This window comes from Mucilaginibacter sp. NFR10, assembly GCF_900100445.1.
In the GTDB taxonomy this organism is placed as follows: Bacteria; Bacteroidota; Bacteroidia; order Sphingobacteriales; family Sphingobacteriaceae; genus Mucilaginibacter; species Mucilaginibacter rubeus.
In genome coordinates, this window is record NZ_FMTV01000006.1 from 212,562 (window position 1) to 234,569 (window position 22,008).

At 45.1% G+C, this 22,008-nt stretch carries 13 protein-coding genes and 1 pseudogene; 3 read left to right on the forward strand and 11 right to left on the reverse strand.

The window, feature by feature from the left end; genetic code table 11:
* Window positions 1–513: 513 nt before the first annotated feature.
* Together BLP33_RS20015 and BLP33_RS20020 are read left to right on the forward strand one after the other, a co-directional pair.
* On the forward strand, window positions 514–2,514 hold the full coding sequence (locus BLP33_RS20015) for a family 43 glycosylhydrolase (RefSeq protein ID WP_175490070.1): 2,001 nt from the start codon (window positions 514–516) through the stop codon (window positions 2,512–2,514).
* An 88-nt stretch (window positions 2,515–2,602) separates the two neighbouring features.
* On the forward strand, window positions 2,603–2,806 hold the full coding sequence (locus tag BLP33_RS20020) for a hypothetical protein (protein ID WP_090532442.1): 204 nt from the start codon (window positions 2,603–2,605) through the stop codon (window positions 2,804–2,806).
* A gap of 103 nt (window positions 2,807–2,909) precedes the next feature.
* Here BLP33_RS20020 and BLP33_RS20025 read toward each other — a convergent pair whose 3' ends face one another.
* From BLP33_RS20025 to BLP33_RS20080, 11 genes and pseudogenes are all read right to left on the reverse strand, one after another.
* A complete protein-coding gene (locus tag BLP33_RS20025; protein ID WP_090532444.1) occupies window positions 2,910–3,923 on the reverse strand; it encodes an NAD-dependent epimerase/dehydratase family protein in 1,014 nt (337 codons plus the stop codon).
* A 65-nt stretch (window positions 3,924–3,988) separates the two neighbouring features.
* Window positions 3,989–4,558, reverse strand: a complete 570-nt coding sequence (locus tag BLP33_RS20030; protein WP_090532447.1) for a Crp/Fnr family transcriptional regulator — start codon at window positions 4,556–4,558, stop codon at window positions 3,989–3,991.
* A gap of 111 nt (window positions 4,559–4,669) precedes the next feature.
* Window positions 4,670–5,017 (reverse strand): hypothetical protein, encoded by a 348-nt coding sequence (locus BLP33_RS20035; RefSeq protein WP_090532449.1) that lies wholly within the window; start codon window positions 5,015–5,017, stop codon window positions 4,670–4,672.
* Window positions 5,018–5,080: 63 nt separating this feature from the next.
* Window positions 5,081–6,151, reverse strand: a complete 1,071-nt coding sequence (locus BLP33_RS20040; protein ID WP_090532450.1) for a glycoside hydrolase family 43 protein — start codon at window positions 6,149–6,151, stop codon at window positions 5,081–5,083.
* 173 nt (window positions 6,152–6,324) lie between these two features.
* Window positions 6,325–8,775: a glycoside hydrolase family 95 protein gene (locus tag BLP33_RS20045; RefSeq protein ID WP_254780202.1), complete on the reverse strand. Its 2,451-nt coding sequence runs from the start codon at window positions 8,773–8,775 to the stop codon at window positions 6,325–6,327.
* A gap of 404 nt (window positions 8,776–9,179) precedes the next feature.
* Window positions 9,180–11,099, reverse strand: coding sequence for a RagB/SusD family nutrient uptake outer membrane protein (locus BLP33_RS20050; RefSeq protein WP_090532452.1), 1,920 nt, complete (start codon window positions 11,097–11,099; stop codon window positions 9,180–9,182).
* A 10-nt stretch (window positions 11,100–11,109) separates the two neighbouring features.
* A complete protein-coding gene (locus tag BLP33_RS20055) occupies window positions 11,110–14,172 on the reverse strand; it encodes a SusC/RagA family TonB-linked outer membrane protein (RefSeq protein ID WP_090532454.1) in 3,063 nt (1,020 codons plus the stop codon).
* Window positions 14,173–14,648: 476 nt separating this feature from the next.
* Window positions 14,649–18,677 (reverse strand): hybrid sensor histidine kinase/response regulator transcription factor, encoded by a 4,029-nt coding sequence (locus BLP33_RS20060; RefSeq protein WP_175490071.1) that lies wholly within the window; start codon window positions 18,675–18,677, stop codon window positions 14,649–14,651.
* Between the two features lie 671 nt (window positions 18,678–19,348).
* Window positions 19,349–20,058, reverse strand: a pseudogene (locus tag BLP33_RS20065) (SDR family NAD(P)-dependent oxidoreductase).
* 7 nt (window positions 20,059–20,065) lie between these two features.
* Window positions 20,066–20,779 (reverse strand): DsbA family oxidoreductase, encoded by a 714-nt coding sequence (locus BLP33_RS20075; protein WP_090532463.1) that lies wholly within the window; start codon window positions 20,777–20,779, stop codon window positions 20,066–20,068.
* A gap of 35 nt (window positions 20,780–20,814) precedes the next feature.
* Window positions 20,815–21,189: a DoxX family protein gene (locus BLP33_RS20080; RefSeq protein WP_090532466.1), complete on the reverse strand. Its 375-nt coding sequence runs from the start codon at window positions 21,187–21,189 to the stop codon at window positions 20,815–20,817.
* A gap of 132 nt (window positions 21,190–21,321) precedes the next feature.
* On the opposite strand from BLP33_RS20080, the gene BLP33_RS20085 reads away from it, so the two are divergent.
* Window positions 21,322–21,681 carry a winged helix-turn-helix transcriptional regulator gene (locus tag BLP33_RS20085; RefSeq protein WP_090532468.1) on the forward strand — a complete coding sequence of 120 codons (360 nt, stop codon included), beginning with the start codon at window positions 21,322–21,324 and terminating at the stop codon, window positions 21,679–21,681.
* The last annotated feature ends 327 nt before the right edge of the window (window positions 21,682–22,008 follow it).

Sequence of the window (22,008 nt, forward strand, 5' to 3'; positions counted from 1 at the left end):
AAACGTGTCTTAAATAATTAAAATTGAATATTTTTTTAATTCGCCGAAAATTTAAATCAACCGGCCTGTCGGATATTACAAAAGGCTTGATAATACGCCAATTGTGCCTAATGTTTATCATTTGTTATAGTCATTATAAGTGACAAATCGGACGCCTTGCACATGTTCAGCCCGGACGATACTCACTATATCAGCAGGAAAGCACACAGTACAACTCTTAACAGTTTTTTATAAAAAGGCACATACAGGAAAGACACTTTTTACCTTTTTTTATACTCATTACTATTGCCGCAATGACTTAAAAATGGAACAATAGCCTTGTTTTGATAATTCGGCACCTTTGATCATGTCACCTAAAGTCTAATGACAATATGGATAATCAGCTATTCGATATCTGCAATGAGCGTTATCAATATGGCGGTTTTGCACATTCGTTGTACGATTAGTTACATACAGGACATCCGGGCGAATGCTGTAATCATACTTTTAGGTCTTATATTCATTTGTACACTGATGACTTTCAAATCCATTATTTCCCGTTGTAGTTTAATAGTTGTTTGTTCTTTTTTCTGGTATCATGGCGCTATGGCCCAGTTCAATAAGGTAGAAGATATCAAGCCGGCCCCTTACCCCCAGGATGCAGCAACCCTGGTTAGAACTTATGTCAATCCGGTGCTCGCCGGGGATCATCCGGATCCGACACTCTTAAAGGTTGGCGATGACTTTTACATGTGCGGCTCCAGTTTTCATTTCGTCCCTAACTTACCGATTCTCCATTCCAAAGACCTGTTGCATTGGGAGCTCATTTCAAGGGTTGTGCCCGCGGATTGGGATGAGTTAAAGTCCGGGGCGCCGGGTGCCGGCATTTGGCAAGGCGCAATAACCTATTTTTATGGCGTTTATCGTATTTATTTTTCAAACAGCGCAGGAGGCGGGCAATACATGTCAAGCGCCGCGAAACCGTCGGGGCCATGGTCTGCGCCTGAAAAAGTTAAAACAACCCCGGATACAGGCCCTATCGGCTACGATAATTCTATTTTCGTAGATGACGACGGCACACCTTACATGATCATTAAAGCCAGTCAGACAGCTAACCGCATACAGCAGATCGATCGTTCCGGCCACCTGACAGGCAAATTGATTAACCTGGACTGGATCAATCATGACAAGAAATATAGCTGGGCTGAGGGCCCTGTGATGTGTAAGAGGGAGGGCTGGTATTATTACTTCATGGCTGGTGATGTTACAGGCGGGCAGTATGTACTTCGTTCAAGATCACTTACCGCGGATTCAGCGAAATGGGAGAACCTTGGAAAAATATTCGCGTTTTCAAAAGATCCGGATAACAGGTTCAGATCAGTCAATCACATGTCGTCCCCATTTCGGTTAAGCGACGGTACCTGGTGGTGTATCGCGCAAAGTTATGATGCGCCCAAAGGGGATGACTGGAGCGGCCAGGGAAGGCAGGACCTGATTTTGCAGGTTCAGTGGACAGCCGACGGCCGTCCGTTTGTTCCTTATCCCTCAGATATGCCCCTTGCACGTCCAAATCTTACAAATAACGGCCTGGCCTGGCGCTTACCGAGGTCGGATGAATTTTCAAGTTCAAATTTGTCGTTGTATTGGCATTTTTTCAACAAGAACGCTGCGCAACAGTATTCAGTCACTGACAATAAAGGCTGGCTTAGGCTTAAGCCGAAAATTGGCAGGACCCACATTCTGCAAAAAGAGGCGGGACATTATTATTCGCTCGTTACGCGGGTAAGGCTGAATGCACTGGCATCGGGGCAAGAGGCGGGGATTTACCTTGCTTCCGGCAATGAATCGGTAAACGTGCGTCTTTGTACTGGGTTTGAAGAAGGCAGAAAAATATTCAATTTCGCGATGGGCGGCCAGTCGTTCAGCACAGAAAACAAAATTGGGGAAAGCGTATGGCTGAAACTGGAGCGAAAAGCGCATGAGCTAACCGGTTACTACAGTTCTGATGGTCTGCAATGGCATCAAATCGGTACGGTCATCAATGCAAGTGAACTGGACAAAGCCCAGCCTAATTTTAATTCGTGGGTAGGTACCAGCCTGGGCCTTTTTGCTGAAGGCAGGGAAGCGGATTTCGATCTTTTCGTTTATAAAGACGGTTATTCGGAGCAGCCCTTAGCAGGCGCCAATAATTATTGGGGCGTTACGTTATCTCAGGTTGATGGCGTTATCTTAAACAATGATGCCGGAGGTTGGGTGATGTTGGGCGGAGTGGATATGGGGAGAGGGGCAAACAAAGCAACCAGTATTTCTTTGACCGCCGCGGCGCTTAATAACGGCAGCGTTGAAATATGGATCGATGACCTAAACAAAGACGGCAGGAGAATCGCCGTTATACCAGTTAAAAGTACGGGCTCATTGAATAAATGGTCGGCCATATCTGCAAAGATACCCGCCATTGCCGGTCAGCATGATCTATATGTTAAGATAAAGGGATCTAAGAATGCTTTGGCGATAAGATCATTATTGTTTAAATAAGCTGCCCCTGCCCGAAACTAACTGGTTATAAAGGCAGGCGCTCTCCTTGCTTCCCGATTGCTATCCTTACCTTTTTTATCATTTAAAAATGAAAACCGCAGAAAAAAATGGTACAGCAGTACAAGCAATTGCAAACAAAGGAGTAAACAGAATTTCAAACCGCCCAGGCTTAACAGGAAAGGAAGCCAAAGAAGATGAGAGCACCGGAAGGTATAAGTTTTTCAGCGATGCTACGTTATTTTTAAAGCCAACTGAAAATCCTCAAATACAAATGCGATTAAAGCATCTCTAATGAGGATTTTCTACTTGGACTATCAGAGCGTAACCGTAATTATTTCAGATCCGGAAAACAAGGAGGTTAAAAATCATTTATGTTATATATCCGACTATCTCAACTAATATATTTTGTTCCGATTTTTAATCAAATAGACCATTGCTTCTTTCACTACCTGCACCGGGTTTCTTGGAATAAATCCCAATTCTGTTCTGGACTTTGAAATATCAAAATTTTGTTGAAGTCCTGAAAACATTTTAATGTCTTTGGTAGTGAGCAATGGTGCTTTTCCCGTGATTCTGCTTCCGGTTTCCATCAGCCAGGCAATGGTCAAAAGTATGGGTTTTGGAACGGCGGCTGGCAGTTTTATATTCAGTTCAGGGAAGAGTTCCTGGGCGATTTTGGTAGTTTCTTTTATCGACATACATTTTTCGTTTGCCAGAATGTACCGCTCACCATCCCTGCCTTTTGTTGCAGCCAGATAACAACCTTCGGCAACGTCTTTTACATCAATCCAATTGAGCGTAATGTTGGTTTCAACAGGAATTTGTTTTTTCAAAATCAGGTGGATGATGTTATAGGAAACGTTCAATGGTGCAAATGCTTCACTGCCAATCATTGCGGAAGGCAGTACGGCAACCAGCTCAATGTTACGTTTCTTAGCCAACTCGAACGCCAGTTTTTCACCGTCATTTTTCGAGTTGTAATACATATCCCTGCGGTCGGGATTGTAGCCATAGCTCTCCTTTGTAGGAAGTCTGGAATAATCTAACGCCGCTATGGAACTTACATATACAATCCGTTTTACACCGGCTTCTGCGGCGGCTTCAATCATGTTTTTCGCCCCGGAAAGATTGACGTCATAAATTTCTTTTTTCGGGTTATTTGCCCAAAGTTTGAACGATGCACCTACGGCATAAAAAACATCTACATCCTGCAAGGCGTTAGCCAGGGATTGTTTGTCGGTGATGTCAGCCTGAACCACTTCGCAATTGAGTCCTGCAAAAGATTCCTGGTTTTTAATGTTGCGAACCGAAGCCCGGACAGGAATGCCTTTTTCGATAAGCAATCTCACAAGGTTATTGCCCAGATGTCCGTTTGCACCTGTAACCAATGCCAAATTTTTCTGTGCCATAGTTTTTGATGTTTAAATGATGGTACAAAATTCAAGATTGGCTTTTTAAAGGCACTTCACAAATGTTACTTAATGATTTCCTTTCGTATTCTGCTTAGGCTTTTAGGGTTCATTCCTAAAAAAGATGCGATGTGTTGCAGCGGTACGTTTTGTAAGATCTGCGGATAGTTTTTCATTAATTTGCGATAGCGTTCTTCGGCACTTAGTGTTGCCAGTTCTGTTGAGCGGTTTTCGTTATAGGCAAGTGATTGCTGGAAAACCGAGATGCTGAAATCCCTGAAGACTGTGCTTTGCTGTGTTAGTTGATCCAGATTCGTTTTCGTAATTCTCAATAATTCACATTCCGTTACACATTCCAGATTTTCGTTGGATTTTGTTTGGTTGACAAAGTGGAAGTAGGAAGTAATAAATCCTGGCGGACAATTGATATGTGTGGTTACCTCATCTCCGTTCTCGTTGTAATAAAATAGTCGTACATAGCCAGAAACCACGAAATAAAGATACTTCGGAATGCTTCCCTCTTTTTCACAGATGTGGTTTTTGGGGAAAAGTACATACTCAAAAAAGTCTTTGCACAAGGCCCTATCTTCCGGCGTGATTGTTTGGGATAGGAGTGCAAATAACTTTTCATGCATTTTGTAAATTTAGAAATTTTATTAACCGTTATCGGCTTTTGCCTTTCCGTTTTCCAGGATGGTTTTGTCTGTAAGTTTTGAAATGGCATCGTTTTATCGTGCTTTAAATGGTTATACAAAGCGATGCAGATTCGGAATGCCCGAAGCAATGGCATCATTTAGATTTTTGGGTAGATGGGTAATGATTTTACTGACGATGGTATTTGTCACTACAGTTATAATTATATGATGAGTGAATACAAAATTGCCATCTATGTCCGGGAAAAAATTGCCATCCTGTCCGGCATAAATAAAGCCGAAAATGGATTTGCTGACTGCAAGATTGCAGTTGATTTCGTATAAATGCGACAATGAAGTAATATCATTAATGAGCTCGAAATTTTTGGCACTGTTGTCTGCCAGTAATTTGCCTTTGGGTGGTTTGAAAAAAGCAGTGTCGCCTTTCTTTAATTTTTGCATCCATTCCGAAATGTTAAGCAAATTGATCCTCCTTTACGCTTCATCATATGGCTTATTCTAAATTTATTTTGATTTAAACGGGTCAATCAGGGCAATACTGCCATCTGAACGATGGTAAAGCGGCGTTACCTTAACATTTCTCAGGTGCGTTTTGCCGGAGATTTCCGTGTCGTGGTAAAACAGGTACCATTTTCCTTTAAACTCCACAATAGAATGGTGCGTGGTCCAGCCCTGCACCGGTTTCAAAAATATTCCTTTATAGCGGAAGGGGCCGAATGGCTTATCACTTGTAGCGTACGCCAGGTAATGCGTGTCGCCTGTAGAGTAGGTGAAATAGTATTTACCTTCAAATTTATGCATCCAGGGCCCTTCAAAAAAACGCCTGTTATGGTCTTTTCCCAGCAGCGGGCGCCCGCTCTCGTCCAGGATAATAACATCCTTCACCGGCCCCTCAAAATGCTTCATATCCGAACTTAGCCTGACCACTTTACAACTGAGCGCCGGGGCATCGTCGTTCTGAAGGTCGGTTTTAGAACCGTTGGGCTGGTATTGGCCCGTGGCCCATTGCTGTAACTGACCTCCCCAGATACCGCCAAAATACATATAACTTTGGCCATCCGAATCTGTATATACCGCCGGATCGATACTAAAACTGCCTTCAATTGGCTGTGGTTCGGCTTTAAAAGGCCCGGCGGGATCTTTGGAAGTAGCAACGCCAATATGGAAAACATCTTGTTTATCCTTCACCGGAAAGTAAAGGTAATACACGCCATTTTTGTAAGCACAATCCGGCGCCCATAGCTGCCTTCCTGCCCAGGGGATATTTTTTATATCGAGGGCTACCCCGTGATCGGTTACCGGCCCGTTGATATGATCGAGCGAAAGGATATGATAATCCCTCATCGCGAAGTGATCGCCGCCGCCGTTGTCGGTTACGGCTGTGTCAATGTCATGAGAAGGGTAAATATAAATTTTACCATTGAAAACATGTGCGGAGGGATCTGCGGTATAAATCGACCTGATGAGGGGAGGAGATAAAAAGGTTTGTTTTTGTTTTGTTTGGGCGGCGGCCTGATTTACGGTGAAAACCGCCGCCATGAGTGTGCAGATAAGTTTAAATTGGGTTTGTTTCATCTTTGTTAATATTGTTTTCCAAAGGCAGCAGGCAGGGCATTTATACCTCGATGTTTAATTTGACGGGGCTGGATAGCCCGGGTTGTCCGGCATTTTTTCATCATATCGCCGGCCAATTCCCTTTTATATGTTTATAGCGGGAAATTGCTACTACAACTCATCTTATTAATTACTCAAATAATGCGGTATGTTTTACCTGCCAGGGTTGGAAGATCATATAAATAACTTTTCGGGAGTTTTACGTTTAGATCTTTATCGTTTTTTTTGATGATGGGTTGCGCGATGTCGGTGATACGATAGAATCGATTGCTGTTAACCCCGTTTGCTTTTTTTAACATCCGGTTGTTCAGCAGTTCGTTAACACGCAGCCGGCAATTCCCGCCAAGGGCCGAATGTATAACGAGTTTTGTTAGGTGACGGCCTGACCATGCCAGGTCTATCTTGAATCCGCCACGGGCCATCAGTCCGTTTACGCTGCCTTTATCCCAGTCGTCGGGCATAGCAGGCAGCAGATAGATTGCAGCATCATGGCTTTGCATCAACATTTCGGTGATCCCCGAAGTACAGCCAAAATTGCCGTCAATCTGAAAGGGGGGATGTGCGTCAAATAAATTGGGATATGTGCCTCCGGATCCGGTCATGACTGGTTTTATCTGGTCTTTGATTAGCTTGTAAGCGTGATTGCCGTCTAATAACCGGGCCCACAAATTAATCTTCCAGGCCATTGACCAGCCGGTAGATACGTCACCACGGTATACCAATGAATTTTTGGCCGCGGCGAATAATTCCGGATGTATAAAAGGAGAGATCTGGTTCCCCGGGAAAAGTCCGTAAAGGTGCGATACGTGGCGGTGATTGTCAGTTGGCCGGTCAAGGTCGTCCAGCCACTCCTGCAATTGCCCGTACCGGCCCACCTGCATTGGCGGCAATTTTTCGCGCAGCGCTTTCAGCGAATCGGCAAATATTTTGTCTGTATTCAGGTCTGCCGCAGCATATATAACATCTGTAAATAAGCCATATACCAATTGGTTATCCATCGTGGTCCCGGCAGCAACCGACACCTCATGGCTCCCGGTTATGTATTCGTGCTCGGGCGAAACAGACGGGCTTACGACGAGCCAGCCATGATCCGGTTCTTTTTGCAGCACATCAACGAAATAGGTAGCGGCACCTCTCATTACCGGGTAATATTGCTTCAGAAATTTTTTATCTCCCGTGAAAAGATAATGCTCCCACAGATGCTGGCACAGCCAGGCATTTGCGGTTGGCCATAAGCCCCAGAATGCGCCATCCACTATACCGGTAATCCGCCAGATGTCTGTATTATGATGAAGCATCCAGCCCCTGGCCCCATACATCTGCCTGGCTGTCGCCTTACCGGTTACGGAAACATCTTTGATGAGGTTAAATAAAGGCGTGCCCAGCTCAGATAGTTGGGTGGCCTCCGCCGGCCAATAGTTCATTTCAGAATTGATATTGACGGTATACTTACTATCCCACGGACCTTTCAGTTCCCCGTTCCATATGCCCTGAAGGTTGGCCGGTTGTGATCCCGGTTGTGACGAACAGATCAGTAGGTAACGCCCGAATTGAAAATACAGTTCGGCCAGTTGGGCGTCGTTGTTACCTGCAAAGTTTTGTATCCGCACATCTGTGGGCAGCTTGATCGCGTTTGTCATGCCCAGGTCCAGTTTTATCCGGTTAAAGTACGACTGATAAAACCTGATATTAGATTGGCGCAGGGTATTAAACGATTTGGTACAGGCAGCCTGCATATCGTTGCGGGCCCGCCCAGGCGCGTTTCCTGACAGGTTGTGATAGTTGATGAAATTAGTGCCGATGGAGAGATAAATAGTCGCCGTGTCCGCATGGGCGATGGTCATCCCGGAAGTATCCGTTTGTATCGTGCCCCCATGATTTTTTACACGGGCGATCATGTTAAACCTGACCTGGCCTTTTTGATTTTCGTGATCGCTGCTTTTACCTGAAAGAACGATTTCCTGGTTAGCTGCGCTAATCTCTTGTACAAGCGGGCTCTGGAGCCTTACCTTGCAATTGATCATTCCCGGTTTATCAGCACTCAGCCGTACCAGTAACACATGTTCTTTGAAAGAGGTAAAGTATTCCCGCTTATACTGAACGCCTCCCGAGCTGTAACGTACTGTGGCTGTGGCATGTTCAATATCCAGGTTGCGGTAATAATTGCTAACGTCCGTCTGGCCGGGAAAATTGATATACAAATTGCCAGCGAGCTGATAGGGCATGCCGCTGTTGCCCTTCGGGCCGAGATATTTATTGGCAGCCGCCTGCGCCTCCAGGTATTTTTTTTGCGCCAAAAGCACGCGTACTTCTTCAATATGAGGCTTAGCGGCCGAATCAATGTTGTTGTTGGGGGCGCCTCCCCAGATGGTAGATTCGTTGAGCTGGATGCGTTCCTGCTGTACGCCGCCAAAGACCATTCCACCTATAAAACCATTCCCTATCGGCAGGGCCTCATTCCAGTTGGTGGCGGGCCTGGTGTACCATAGCCTATAACGCAGATCCCGAAGAGCGGATTGATTATTTTGTCCCCAGGCGACGGCACAAAAAAGGCCTGCAATCATTGCTAAAAATGTCTTTTTCAATTTTATCAGTTTAGTTATGACAGGGGTATACAAGCCCGTGCCGGTTTGCAAGTCAGTTTATTGGGTTATAGCGCAAGTCACTTTTTAAGTATGGCTGCTTTTTTCTTACAATATATTGACTATTAGCCTTATGAACAATATTTTATCCCCGGATTAATTATCCCGATTGATTTTCGAACAAGCTCCGTTTTAAAGAAAACAGGGTTCGCCGAATAGGCCTGCGCAATACAATTGCGCAAATGTTAAACCGGAAAGCTGCATTAAGCCGTATAAATTGCCCCTCAAACACGAGAAAGATCATCGTATAATTATGCAAATGCTGTACGCTAAGCATCACCGACCGGAAGAAATTAAGAGGCTGTTCACATTGAACAGCCTCGTTAAAAAATCATTATTTCTCCAGCTTAGTAGCCCGGATTCTGGTAGGCAGCCTTATCAGCAGCGCTCATAACTAATGCATCTATTTGCCCCTGCGGAATAGGGCGAAGATAGAGATGCGAGTCGATGGAACGTGTAACTTTAACCGGCGTATGGTCTCCAAAGGTGGTTCCTGCAATTGTAAAGGAAGCAGCAAGTTCCCCCCACTTTTGTGTCCGTACCAGATCGAACCAGCGGCCGCCTTCTGCATAAAATTCCCGGGAACGCTCCGCTAATACATAGTTCATGTCGATGATTGCGGGAGTAGCCGCCATCATAGCCTGGCTATCGTCTTCAATCTTTACTACATTACCATTATTATTGAAACGCCACTTTCCTGCGCGTGCCCGCAGCACGTTAACGAGTTCACGTGCTGATTTTCCTGGTTTAACAGTGGCGCCTTTAACTGCCGCCTCCGCTGCGATCAGGTATAGCTCCGAGAATTTTGCTATTGGATAAGGACGCGTACTACCGGCATTTGGCTGTCCCAAACCTGTGCCGTTATCTGTACGATAAGGCCCCAGTTTCCAGAGTCCCGGATAAATTATCCGGCTTATATCGCCAGGGTTGACCACCCAATCTGATCTACCTGGCAGCAGCCCGGCACCAACATTCCCGTTTCCTTTGGCATACACCACGTTCGGATCGTCATTATCCAGGAACGAGAGTATCGCGCCCCCCTGTGCAACGGGCAAGCCGTTGGCGTTAGCTAAGGTCTGGGCCGTGTTTCCGCCCTTTTGCCAGTTTCCGCGATATACGGTTGTGAAAGTTCCGTCATATCGTGAATCGTTTACTTTATCAGCGAAAGTGTTTTTCAGTACTTCAACAGTAGGGGCCATGCGAACCCAGGGCCGACCTAAATGTTGATCTGCCTCACGCAGAACGGAGTTCACCCCGCCACTGATTATGTTGGGATAGTTCCAGGTCATCATCCAGCCGGCAAAGTTATCCGGAGCGCCGCCGCTTCCGTAGGTCAAACTCGAACCGTTATATTTTTCACTGCTTTGAGTATGGTCTGCATAGAGCACCATTTCGCTGTTACGGTCGTTTGTGCCAACATTCACATCGTAAAATGTTGGCTGTAATTTGAACGAGCCCGGATTATCAATTGCGGTGGTGGCGATATCGTAGGCGTTTTGAAAATACCACGCAGCATCGTGTCCATTGGGATCTGTCCGGTTACTTGCGGGATAGGTCGGGATACTATTGGGATTTTGCAACCACCATGCATAAGTTAAATAGGCCTTAGACAGGAAAAGACGAGCTGCCGTTTTGGTCAGTCCGCCGGTTACCCGGCCGGTTTCCGGCAGATCATTGATCGCCTGCAGTAAATCCGGGAAAATCGCCTTTGTATAAACTTCGGGTACCGTATTACGCACCGACGTCCTTGAAGGCGTGATATTAAATTTCAACGCTCCCGAACCCAGATCAAGCGGTACGCCGCCGTAGGATTGCACCAGCAAAAAATAATCAAATGCCCTGAAGAAGCGGGCCTCAGCAATCAGAGCGCTGGAAATCCCCACGGCACTGGCGTTTTCGATTACGCCGCTGGCAGTATTGATGTCGGTAAAAGACTCGCCCCATATGATACTGGTAGGATAACTGGTTGAAGATATGATACCGACGCCTGAGCAATCCAGATCTTTGAAGTTTCCGTCGGCGCTCTGGCCCCATGTAGCTTCATCGGTACCGGTAACACCCGAATTATAGTAATAAGCCTGCCCGTAAATATTACGCAGGTGCGCGTACATGGCCGTTAATCCCCCATTAACACCCTGTACCGTTTTAAAATATTCCGGGGTGAAGGAGGAACGCGGTTGCTCATCAAGCACTTTTTTACATCCCGTAGATAAGACCGTTAGCAAAAGCGTGGATTTTATGACGCTTTTTATCTTTAAAGTTTTCATGTTGATAATGTTAAAATGTCAAATTCAATCCAAGTACATAATTCGTGGTCGAAGGGGCGTTGCTGCCGACTGTCAAGAATCGTCTTAGACTGTTTGACAGGGGCACCGCCGCGTTTTCATTACCATAAGAGTTTGGTTCAGGATCCATCCCTGACTCTTTGTGATAAGGCGAGAAAAATACAAATGGATTTTGCACCGTGAAATAAGTGCGCAGGCGCATGTTCGCGTGCTTTGAGAGCAGCTTGCTGAAATCATAACCAAGCGTCATTGTCCGGATCTTGAGATAGGATGCATCAAAGTAACCGAGCGTACTGCCATATTTCGGATTATCGCCACTCAGGATACCGCCTGGTTTCGGATATTTTGCACCTGTGTTATCCGGCGTCCAGTAATCTTCCTGAACGTTATTACTGCGGCCTGTCATCAGGTTCAGATAGCCCCCGGAGCCGTACAGGCTACTGATGAGCGTGCCCCCTTTCTTAAAGGCACCTACAACACTGAAATCAAAGCCTTTATATGCCACACGCGTATTAAAGCCGCCTTCGAATTTAGGATCAACATCGATGATCTGACGATCGGCGGCCCCGATAGCCCTTGTTGGCTGACCGTTGGCGTCATAAGTTCCGGTATACAACACTTTGATCATGCCCACATTTCCGCCCGGTTCAAGGGTGCTCAGGTAAGGGTCGCCAGACTGCCACAATCCTATTTTCTTGTAATCGTATATGGCGTTTATATTATGGCCTACGAACCATGCGTTGCCCTCATCACGTGTCTGACCTGAAGCGAGCGCCACAAGTTTATTCCTGTTTCCATAGATATTAATACCCAAATCCCAGGTAAACCCGTTTTTATTGATGAGCGTACCATTCAAACTTAACTCAAGCCCCTTGTTCTGAGTCCGCCCAACGTTTGCTGTATAGCTTCCAACCCCCGCGGTAGGCGGCAGCCCTACGCCCAGTAAGATATCGTTTGTATTTGTAACATAATATTCAACAGTACCTGATAAGCGATGTTTAAACAAAGAAAAGTCTATTCCATAGTTCCATGTCTTTGAATATTCCCAACCTAAAGTTGGACTTGGAAGCTGGGTTACATAATAACCCGTAGCATAGTTTGTGTCGCCGAAATTATACTGACGCGTACCCAAAGTACCTAATGTCTGATAAGCGTTTACTGCCTGGTTTGAGGTTTGCCCAAAGCCTGCACGCAGTTTCAGATTATCTATAACCGAAATGCCTTTCATGAAAGATTCGTTCATGATATTCCAGCCTGCTGAAACTGCAGGATAAGTGTGCCATTTATGCCCTGGAGCTAAACGGGAAGAGGCATCCGAGCGCACGGTGGCAGACAGCAGGAAGCGGTCATCGTATGAATACATCACACGACCCATGTATGACATCAGGCCGCTCTGGCTGTAGTTGCCGTTGCCGATTGTGATCTCGCCGGTTGCTGCACCCAGGTTATAAAACTGGAAAGCATCAGCTGGAATATCTTTGGCTGACATGCTGGAAGAATTATACCTGGTTTGCTCGGTAGAATACAGGGCCACGACATTTATGTTATGCTTTTGAGCGAAAGTATGGTCGTAGGTCAGCAAATTTTCAACCGCCCAGTGATATTGGGCTGAGTTGCTTACGCCCGCTGTTGACGGCGTTGTCGGCGTGGCACTGCCAATCCCAACTCCGGTATAATTGCCGTTGTTGCTTTGCACATAATCGAGACCAAGGTTTACCCTGTATTTCAGGCCTTCCACCCACGGAATTTTTACTTCGCCATAAACGGAGTTGTATGTGGCGTAATTTCTTGTTTCGTTGAGCCATTGATCGTGGAGGTTATTGATGATGCCTTTGGTCAAAACGAAACTTTCAGACAGTGGCGTTTTAACGGTTCTTTTCAGGCTTCCGTCCGCATTATAGGGATTGGCAAGGGGCGAAAGTCCCAAAACACTGCCAACGCCAACCTGGCTGCCTTCGGTAAGGTTATAGTTATTGTTAGTGGTAAAGCCAACTTTAACGTATTTGCCTACATTCTGGTCAACAGATCCTCTCATGGAGTAGCGGGTATATTGCTGCGTGGGAATAAGGCCCTGATTTTTATAATAGCCGCCGCCGAAATTATATGTACCCGTTTGGCTGCCTCCGGAAACACCTACGTCATTACTGAAAACCATACCGCTTCTGTAAAAAAGCTTCTGCCAGTCGGTATTAACATCGTCAGCTTCGTCTACGGCGTTGGTGTACAGGCCCGCCGCTTTACGTAGTTTTAAAAATTCGGGACCGGTCATCATCGGGTACCTGGCGAAAAGTTTTTGCTCCCCATAATAGGCGTTATAGGTAATTTTAGCGGCTCCTCCCACCTGGCCCCTATTCGTGGTAATAAGTACAACGCCGTTTGCTCCCCTCGAGCCGTAAATAGCTGTGGCGGAAGCATCCTTAAGAATATCGATACTTTTAACGTCGTTAGGGTTAATATCACCAAGAGAGCCGGTAAAAGGGATACCGTCAAGTACGATCAAAGGGTCATTGCTTGCAGTAAGCGACCGTTGGCCCCTGATCAGGATCTGCATCGTTGCACCTGGTTTTGTAGAAGTTTGAGAGACCTCTACGCCGGGCAACCTGCCTTGTATAGCCTGGCTGATATTAGGCGCGGGAATATCACGGATCCGTTCGCCGCTGATCGACGCGACTGAACCCGTTACAGCTTCCCGCCTTTGGCTACCATAGCCGATAACGATCACATCGTTAAGGCTGTTACTGCTTTGGCTAAGACGAATGGATAAATGTGTTTGCCCGTTAATCTGGATTTCCTGGTCGGCATAACCAATAAAAGTCACAATAAGCGCCTTCTCGGTTGGAGGGACAGTTATGGTGAAATTGCCGGCAACATCGGTTACTGATGTTGCTTTAGCTGTTTTTGCCCTTACGGTAGCGCCCGGTAAAGGCAGACCCTTCTCATCGACTACGGTACCGTTTATTTTCCTGCCTTGCCCAAATGCTGTAAGGCTGGAAAGCAAAACCGCCAGCAGCAGCAAGAAAGGTTTCTTTTGAATAGTTTGTAATGATTTTTTCATAATTCAGGTTTAAAAAAATTGAAGTTTTTGTGCCATGGAACAATTCGCCCAGGTTTGAGTTTAATATGCTTCCCGTCCGGGCCCCTAATCAGGTTTTTCATTTTATAGTTTGTTAAATCACAACGATAACTTTATTATGACCAGCTTCGCAATCGATTGCGAAATTGATGGTGACATAATGCGGAGCTTAATCCGGACGATATCAAATAAATCAGAATGTTTTTTTTAGTTTATAAATTGTATATGGCGGCAGGAATGCCCTCATAGCTATGCCGAAGATCATCGCTTTAAAGGGATTAGGGTAGGACAAATCGCAAAATTCGTGATACATTTGTTCAATGATGCCATTATGGGTGGTTTCTGCAGTGTTGCCGAATTACTTTGACTTGAGCGCGCGACCACGCGAATATCCGGAATGCTGCTTCCGATACATGTACCATTGTGTAAAAAGATGGCTGCGGAGGCTATAGGACGCCTTAAATTGCAGGAGTGGCCTTGTTTTTAGACATATTCCTTTTGATGATCATGTACTCCGACGGTAACATGCCGAAGCGTGTTTTAAAGATCCGCGAAAAATAACTGGGTGTGCCGAAGCCTGTAATATAGGCGATCTGAGCTACATTATAATCACTGATCTCCAGCAACTGGGCTGCTTTGTCAAGTTTGACGTTGCGGATGTACTCCACCGGGGTTTGCCCGGTAATTTCCAGAAGTTTGTAATAAAGTGACCCCCGGCTCATGCCCACATGCCGGCTCAGTTCTTCAACTGACAACCCCGGCTCACTTAATTGGTCTTCTATATATTTCATGACCGAATTTAAAAGCTTTACATCGGCCGACTCCATTTCAACCTGGGGGCTAACCATCTGTATTTGCCTGGAATATGTATCCTTTAGATTTTTGTTCAGATCAAGAAGGTTATCGATCTTGGTTTGCAGGATTTGGAAATTGAAAGGCTTCGTAAGATAGTCATTAGCGCCTGTTTTGAGGCCTTTTAACTGATGCTCTTCCCCGGTTGTTGCCGTTAATAATATTACAGGGGTATGGCAGGTGCGCTTATCGGCTTTAATTTTTTTGCTCAACTCAATCCCATCCATGTGGGGCATGTTGATATCACTGACAACCAGGTTAACATGCGCGCCAAGTGTTTTTTGCCATCCTTCTTTACCGTGGGCCGCCTCAATAATATGATAGTATTTTTTCAGGTGATCCGACAAATAAGAGCGGAATTCGTCATTGTCCTCTACCAATAGTACGGTTGGCTTTAGTTCAGGGTTTTCGCTTCTGGCCTGCCTTTCTTTAGCGTTTTCTCTATCAGAAACGGGAGGTGTTTCGGAGGTACCGGCTTCCACCGCAGCGGTGAGCGGAAGCCTTACTAAAAAGCTTGTTCCCTGTCCGGCTATACTTTCCGCCTGAATGGTGCCGCCGTGAAGCTCTATAAATTCCTTGGTTATGGAGAGGCCGATGCCGGTACCCTGGTTGACTATTGCACTGCTTTGGCGCGATTGATAAAAGCGTTCAAATATTTTTTCGAGATCATCGGCCTGTATGCCAATTCCGGTATCAGTAACCTTAAGCAGCAGGCCTGTGCTCAACAACGAACTCTTTTCAGCCCGGGCGCTGACAGAAACTACCCCGCCGGCAGGGGTGAATTTAAATGCGTTAGACAACAAGTTGAAAATAACCCGCTCCAGCTTATCGGGGTCAAAGTAAGCCCGCACCTCTTCCTGTTGCACATCAACCTCCAGTGTAACCTGTTTTTTTAAAGCAAGATCCTGAAACGCTTCGCACGACTCGGTGATAAAAGACATAATCTCTCCCGCCGAAAGGCTGAGCTTCAACTTTTGTTCTTCCATTTTACGAAAGTCAAGCAACTGGTTGACCAGGTTGAGTAACCTGCGACCATTTCTATTGATCATTTTCAGATCCTCGATGTCATTCCCCGGAACAGATTTTTCAAGCAGTTTTTCGACCGGGGCCAGGATCAGCGACACCGGGGTTCGAAACTCGTGGCTTAGATCTGTTAAAAACTTTATTTTCAGCAAGTCCAGCTCATGCAAACGTTCAGCTTCCCGCCTTTCCTGTTCAATAAGCTGACTGACTTGAAGTTTCTCCTGGGCCTGCTCGAATTGCCTCCGGATCTTCTGAATACCACGTCTCCTTATGAAAAACAAAGCCGATCCTAAAATAACCACGTAAGCAATATAAGCATAAACTGTTCGCCAGAACGGCGGCAATATAGTTATCCTGATCGTCGTCACCGGGTTATTCCAGTGGTTTTCATCTTTACTGGCCATCACCTCAAAACTGTAGGTCCCGGGATCAATATTGGTATAGCTGGCTGTTCGAATATTTTGAACATAATTCCAGGCTTTATCAAAACCTTTTAGCCGATAAGCATATAAATTCTGTTTAGGAGATGTATAATCCAGTGCCACATAACCGATGGAAAAATTTTGGCCGTATTTCAAAGTGATTTCTTTTGCGGTACTGATATGCTCATGAATCGGTGACTCATTTCCCGGATTTACTATCGCATTATCAACGGTTAAATTGCTTAGAATTACCCGTCCGGGACGAGAGACAACCGGTAATCTCGATGGATTAAAAAAATTAAAGCCGTCCTGACCTCCAAAATAAAGATTGCCGTCCCTGGTTTTTATTCCTGAGCCTGAAGAAAAAGCTCCTTGCTGTACGCCGTTTTCGTTAGTAAAATTGCGGAAAACCCTTCTTTTGTAATCAAACGAACTGATTCCGCGATCTGTGCTTAACCACAGGAAACCTTTATCGTCTTGCAAAATTGATTTTACGAAGGAATTAGCCAGGCCCTGATCTTCACCGTAAGAAATGAATTTTTTTTGATTTTCGTCGAAGTAGCTAATCCCCTGTTTGGTGCCAGACCAAACACTCCCGTCATTAGTTATAAATAAGTTCAGTACCACGTCGTCGGCCAGTGCCGAATTTTTTTTATTGTAATGCGTCCACTTTTGATGCTCAGTATCAAGCACTACGATTCCAGTTCCCATCGAGGCAATCCACATGCGCCCGTCCCGGCCCGGAATAATAGAAGAAATAAAACCGTTAACGGGTAAACTCCGGCTCTGGCCGCCGGCCCCGTTTTGACTTGTGAGATGTGAAAATGAATGGCTATTTTCATCATATATATCTATTCCCCGACCCAGTGTACCTATCCAAATTCTGCCACTCGCGTCGGCGTTAATACAAGTAATATCATTGCTACAAATTCCATGACCATTGCCCTCAGCTGTATATTGTACATATCTATGAGTAGCGGTGTCGATTCGGAAAAGCCCGTTATGGTAAGTTCCCGCCCACAAGTTTCCTTTCCTGTCTATATAAAGTGATGTTACGGCCAGTGAGCTTCCGCGGCGTTTCAACTTACTTTGTATATCATACGAATGCAAAAGGCCTGTCTTTTTGTCGAGCAAAGCAATACCTGCGTCGGTCCCTACAAAAATGCCCCCGTTGCTACATTCCGCGAAAGCGGTTACAAGCGGAGATTTTAGACCGAGAGGATCGAAAGGGTCACTTTTCTTGTGATTGAAGAGTGCAAGATGAGGGTCGTATTTTCCGATCCCTTCGGTAAAAGTTCCAACCCAATATATACCTGCAGGGTCAATAAATATGCTGCGTATGGAATTGCTTTTCAGGCTACCCGCATTCCTGGGATCTGCGGTCAATTGCTGAAAAACCTCCAGTTGAGGATCGAATAAATTGACCCCACCCTCTGTTCCGATCCAGATCTTTCCGTCTTTAGCCAGGCACATCGTGAAAATTGCATTATTGTCCAGACCCAGGGGCGATTGATTGCCAGAACGAAAAATTTCAAAATGCCCATCGTCTGTCCACTTGTTCAGCCCGTCGTACGTACCAAACCAAATGCTGCCTTTTCTATCTTCAATGATTGCTTTAACCGTGTTATTACTTAACGTGTACCTGCCCTGTTCATTGTGCGAAAACCTTTTGAAGGAATTTGACGACCATTCATACAGGTATAACCCGTAATTGGTACCAATCCACATCCGCTGTCGACTATCTTCGAACAAAGAGAGGACGACAAACGCGCCCGCGTCCTTTTTATCAGGTTCCGGAATCTTAACAGGCGTAATTCTGCCGGTTTTCGCATCAATTATCCGGAGATCTTCATAGGTGCCTACCCATAATTTGCCTTGGTGGTCCTGGCAAATAGCCCTGACTGATATGTCTGAAATTTCTCGCCAGGAACCATCTCCCCTGAAAGGTTCGAACCGATCAAACTTGCGGTTGTAATAAGAAAGCCCCCCTCCGCTGGTACCAACCCATATCCGCCCACTTTTATCTTCAAACATTGACAAGACTTCGTTGGAAGGAATACTATTACCAGATGCGCCATGCCTGTAAATAACGAAATTACTGCCATCGAATTTATTAAGCCCGTTTCCGGTTCCGAACCACATCAATCCAAACCGGTCTTTTATAATGGTATTTACGGTATTCGAGGACAATCCTTCTTTTATTGTAATAGATGTAAAGTTTATAGCAGCCTGTCCATAAATTTGAGATGGGACGCACAAAAAGAGCAGGCATGTCAATATATAACAGCTTTTAAACTTAAGCATGATTAAAATTTGATGAATAGTCACTCGTAGCAACCAATAAAGAATTCAGTAATTTATTTTAATTGGTGTTGTTTTGACAAATATAACCTGATTGATGCAAATATCCTTGTTAATTTATGACTATAGGGTATTTCCAGGCTTATTCTCAAAGGTTTCGTCTTTTTATCAGGCGGCAGCGGGTCTTATTCGCCATCATTTTTGGGACATCCCAGACTGTTTAAAAACGTATGTAAAAAAAGAAAATCCGCCGATTTCGTGCGAAACTCGGCGGATTTTGCGGAAAAGATGTGGAGATCGGATTATTCAGGGCCTCAAAAACAACTCCCAAACACGGTTTTTGGGCTCTGGGAGTAGTTTTTTATTCCCTCATTGTGAATTTGACTGACTTTTGATTGTCTTTACTATCAACACAAAACGGTGCCCTCAAGCGCATGGAACATAATGGCCAAGACCTCCGAAATATCCATATATTTGATCTAATCGAACGCGAAAAACTTTTATTCGATTGCATTTGCATGGATCTGCTTCAACGCTGATAATCAAACTCCGCCGCCAAATTAAGGCAACATGATTTCTGCAACATTGCGTTGGTTATAAAGATTCCAATGCGCTTCTGCCACCTCTGCTGCTGTTATCGTTGGCATTCCATCCGGAAAATCCCCTTTGTGTTTACCCTCACTTACAACCAAAGCACCAATTGACACAATACCAGCAAAAATGCTGTCCTCTTTCAGGTCCATGTTGAGCAACCGCGCATAATTTAATAAAGCGCCTGCGGCAACGCCGAAGCTGGCGGTTCTGTTTACTGGATGCTGGGCGGAGGACGCAGTAGTAAACAAGACGCTACCGTCTTTCCTTTCCAGCATTTGTGGGAGTACAACCTGCACGGCAGTTATTGCAGCGAGTACCTGGTAGTCGAGATGATATTGTTCATTTGCTATATCTATATTCCGGGCAGTCCGCATACTTTCCCAGGTGGGGGTCGGACTGAATTCCAATATATCAATTGCTCCGTAATGGTGGATAACCTCTTGCAGTGCGCGTGTCAACTGTCCCCGGTCTAATATATCGGCCTGGAAAGTTGCAGCCTCAATGCCTTTTTTAACAGATCGTCTTTCAGCGCATTTAGTTTTTCCACATTTCTCGCAAGCAGCGCAACATTGTAGCCTTCAATTCCGAATTTTTCTGCCACGGCAAATCCTACACCTGGACCCGCACCGACAATGGCTATTGTTTTTTTCATCTTTATTCTTTTTTGTTTTTTCATTGATCAGTTAATTTGTACAGTCATTACCGGGCACACAGGTATAACCCCGTCTAACATGGATCAGGCCGGGGTTGTCCTTCTTCCATTCAGTGTAAGCAGTTTGCAGTACTTTAAGAATTTCAGTACCGGGCTGAGCGCCAGCGATGGCATATTTGCGATCTATTACAAAGAAAGGAACCCCTTTTGCCCCCAGCCTGGATGCTTCTGCACCGTCTGCTTCCACCTGATGTTGAAAAACAGGATTGGTGAGGGCTTCTTTCACCTCTGTAGCCGTCAGGCCTATACTAATTCCAAGTTCTGTTAGAACCGCATCATCAGAAAGATTCTTGCCCTCTGTGAAATAGGCATAAAACAGGCGTTCTTCTGCTTTTTCTCCCAGTCCCTTTGTTTTTGCCATTTGGATAATACGATGCGCTTTCAGCGAGTTAGTGACAAGCATTTTATCGAAATTGTATTGCAGTCCCGCATTCTTAGCCATTATTCCTACCTGTCCGTGCATGGCAACCGAGCGCTCATAGCTGATCCCTTTCCTTGCAGCCACAAACTGGTACATGTTTTCCTGATACTGAGGCACTTCCGACATGACAGGGTCAAGCTGGAAACTCTTCCATTCCACCTCCATATTGTCCCTGTCAGGAAATTTTTCCAGGGCAGCTTCAAAGTTCCTTTTGCCGATATAGCAAAACGGGCATATCACATCGCTCCAGATCTCTATTTTCATTTTTTTGTGCTTTCTTTTTTAAACGGCATTACTATTTACAGTTTTGCGGTCACCGGATAGTTTAGTTTTCTGAAATAGTAGTAGGATACACATAGTATGGCAAACGGGATCAGCGGTGCTATACCTTTTGCGGGGCCATCAGCGAGCCAGTGCCCCAGGCTTGCGGAAAGCAGCAATATTCCGAAAGCGACATAAGCCCATTCTTTGAACATAACGGGCACGGCGGGGATGAGGATAATTATGGCGCCAACGATCTTACAGATGTCTAATTCCAGACCAAAGTAAGCCGGGAAGCCAAGTCTGTGTATGGACTCTATTAAATACGCTTTCGGGGCAAAATAGGACGGCAGCACAATCAGCGCCATGGCGATAATGATAACTATCCAATAAATTCTTTTTTCTTTCTGCATGGTTCAAATATTTACGGCACAAAATTATTTTGAAGTAACTTTATAAATGTTATCTGTTACCCTTTGGAAACCGGTTTCCTCTATGAAACTAAGCCGCTAACCATAAATCGACCATCGTAATTTTGCAGTAATATGAATACAAAAAAGCAAGCCCCGGAAATACCTGATTGTAAAGAGCAATTGATTGCGATAAAGGATACGATGATCTTATTATCGGGGAAATGGAAAATTCAGATTATCGGATGGCTTCTGCTATATGGCAAGGTGCGGTTTATGGATCTGCTGCGTGGAATAGATGGTATTGCTGCCAAAATGCTTTCTAAAGAGTTACAGGAACTGGAGCAAAATCAAATAGTAGCCCGGACCGTGATGCCTACGAAGCCGATAACGGTGGAATATGAGTTAACAGAACATGGTAAGACTTTAAGCGGAGTAATTGAAGCTATTTCGGCCTGGGGAGTTACGCACCGTAAATTCTTGTTTAAAAAATAAGCTAAACAGGAATTCTATTACGCATACTGACGCCAACTAAGTTGAAACTCTTAGGATCCTTTCCGCTTTGTCGAGCATAAGCCCATTTTGCGGCAAATACCTAAAATACGCAAGACCTCTTCATCTCTATTAATGGTTACAAAGATCAACACCGAAAGTGCTTTGTCGGTTTATCATTTAGACGCATTGATTGATTACCTTGAACAATTGACCTTAAGCGTTCCGGAGCAACCTCTTGCATGCTTTTTTCATGAAGAACTTTTTAGAAAGCTTTATCTAAGCGATTTTAGCCTGTTTTGGTGGTGAATATGACGTAATTTTTGAAAA

Excerpts from the sequence above, each read along its gene's own strand:
- BLP33_RS20030 (WP_090532447.1), bottom strand. The coding sequence starts at position 4,558 with ATGCATGAAAAGTTATTTGCACTCCTATCCCAAACAATCACGCCGGAA.
- BLP33_RS20015 (WP_175490070.1), top strand. The coding sequence starts at position 514 with ATGACTTTCAAATCCATTATTTCCCGTTGTAGTTTAATAGTTGTTTGT.
- BLP33_RS20040 (WP_090532450.1), bottom strand. The coding sequence starts at position 6,151 with ATGAAACAAACCCAATTTAAACTTATCTGCACACTCATGGCGGCGGTT.
- BLP33_RS20035 (WP_090532449.1), bottom strand. The coding sequence starts at position 5,017 with ATGCAAAAATTAAAGAAAGGCGACACTGCTTTTTTCAAACCACCCAAA.
- BLP33_RS20080 (WP_090532466.1), bottom strand. The coding sequence starts at position 21,189 with ATGCAGAAAGAAAAAAGAATTTATTGGATAGTTATCATTATCGCCATG.
- BLP33_RS20075 (WP_090532463.1), bottom strand. The coding sequence starts at position 20,779 with ATGAAAATAGAGATCTGGAGCGATGTGATATGCCCGTTTTGCTATATC.
- BLP33_RS20085 (WP_090532468.1), top strand. The coding sequence starts at position 21,322 with ATGAATACAAAAAAGCAAGCCCCGGAAATACCTGATTGTAAAGAGCAA.
- BLP33_RS20025 (WP_090532444.1), bottom strand. The coding sequence starts at position 3,923 with ATGGCACAGAAAAATTTGGCATTGGTTACAGGTGCAAACGGACATCTG.
- BLP33_RS20050 (WP_090532452.1), bottom strand. The coding sequence starts at position 11,099 with ATGAAAACTTTAAAGATAAAAAGCGTCATAAAATCCACGCTTTTGCTA.
- BLP33_RS20055 (WP_090532454.1), bottom strand. The coding sequence starts at position 14,172 with ATGAAAAAATCATTACAAACTATTCAAAAGAAACCTTTCTTGCTGCTG.
- BLP33_RS20020 (WP_090532442.1), top strand. The coding sequence starts at position 2,603 with ATGAAAACCGCAGAAAAAAATGGTACAGCAGTACAAGCAATTGCAAAC.